Source organism: Mesorhizobium kowhaii, from assembly GCF_042431665.1.
GTDB classification, from domain to species: Bacteria; Pseudomonadota; Alphaproteobacteria; order Rhizobiales; family Rhizobiaceae; genus Mesorhizobium; species Mesorhizobium kowhaii.
Genome location: NZ_JBHLYT010000201.1, coordinates 1 through 1,480, shown reverse-complemented (window position 1 = coordinate 1,480; position 1,480 = coordinate 1). Strand labels below are relative to the sequence as shown.

The 1,480-nt window shown below is 60.5% G+C and carries 2 protein-coding genes; both read right to left on the bottom strand.

Annotation, left to right across the window (positions count from 1 at the left end):
- Positions 1 to 133: 133 nt before the first annotated feature.
- Entirely contained in the window at positions 134 to 565 is a 432-nt protein-coding gene (locus ACFFNA_RS39360; RefSeq protein ID WP_095090355.1) for an IS1096 element passenger TnpR family protein, read from the bottom strand.
- A gap of 8 nt (positions 566 to 573) precedes the next feature.
- On the bottom strand, positions 574 to 1,480 hold a 907-nt coding region (gene tnpC, locus ACFFNA_RS39355), incomplete at its 5' end, for an IS66 family transposase (protein WP_378925685.1).

Genomic DNA, 1,480 nt, shown 5'->3' with positions numbered 1-1,480 from the left:
CGCGATCGTAACATCGCCTCCTGTTCGCTGTCTGTCCAAAAAACAGCAATGGCGTCTTCGGGCTATTCAAAAAAGACTTGATCAATGATCTGCGATTAGACAACCCACCCTTTCGATGCGGCACGGTGCGTCGTCACTCGTCATCGATGTCCGGGTACTGCGGGGGAGCCTTGCCGATCTTGCTGACGATCCTCGGGTAATTGGCATCGGGCTGCGCCTGCCCTGTTCCAATAAGTTCAACGCGGAAGCGCCACTCGTCACCGTAGTCGTACAAGAAGGTCATTGCCGAGCCCACCTTCTGGAAGGCTGTGCTGACGCGCGTGCCCTTCACGCTGCGAGAGCCGCTCCCCTCTATGTCGGCGAAGAGTTCGAACCGCAGGGGCGAGTCGAACAGCTTTCCCGTCAGCTTTGAATAGAAGCCGTAGGCGTGGTCCAAGTCGAAGCCAAATGCCGCTACGATGGCTTCGGCCAGATCCGCCAGCGTGCTCGAACTCGACACCTCGATGTCCCGACAAAGCCGTGCCCGAAGAGAGGCTCGGAAGATCAAGGTCGCGGGCTCAGTCATCGCAGATTTCAGGCGCTGACGGTTTGAAGGATGATTTTGAAGGGGTTCGTGCCTGGCGCGAGACGAGCCGTGTCGACGACGGTTCGAATGTCGGCTTCGCCCTGGGCGGCCCACATGGCGCGATAGCCGTTGGTGATCTTCCGTTGAACGACGGCGGGTCTCAGCGCCCGTTCGCAGGCGTTGTTCGTCGCGTCGACCATTCCTGGCCATTGGGCAAAGGTCAAAAGTTGATCACGAGCTCGCCTGAACTTGTTTTGGATGTCGCGGGCCAGATCGCACGACGTTGTGGTGGCGAAGATATCGTCCAGACTTCGCTCCAGGGCGCGACGCTTGCCGGCGATGGTCGAGGCGGCGAAGGTTTCAATACCGTCGGCTAGGGCGAAGGCCCTTTGCAGCCAACGTTTGAGCCGTGAGGGCAGCATGTCCTCACTTGCCTCGTCCGCATAGGCGACGTCGCGGGCGAGATGCGCCAGGCAGGTCTGATGCGCATTTGCGTGACCTTGTTGTGCGGCATAGCGATCGGAACACCAGACGTCGGGACGATGGCCGTCCATCAGGGTCCGGACCACGACAGCGCCGCGCGTTGGCGCCGCTTGATGAACAACCGCTTCGGCGCAGCGAAACACCCAGTGGTAGGCGTTGCTTCCTTCGATCCGCACGCCGGTCTCATCGGAGGCGATGACCTTGGCCCGGCGCAACGCCGCGACGGCCTTGTCGCACTCGGCCGCGAACGCGCCCTGCGCACGGCGCAACATGTTCATCAGTCCGCCCTGGCTAATGTTGAGACCGAAAAGGTTCGCGAACGCGCCCTGTGTCGATGGCGGTTGAGAACCGCGTATAGATGGCGCCGAGAGGGAATTGATGCGGAATTCGGCTCGGAGTGGTGCTGAATGACGCTGATGATCTGATTTGGTT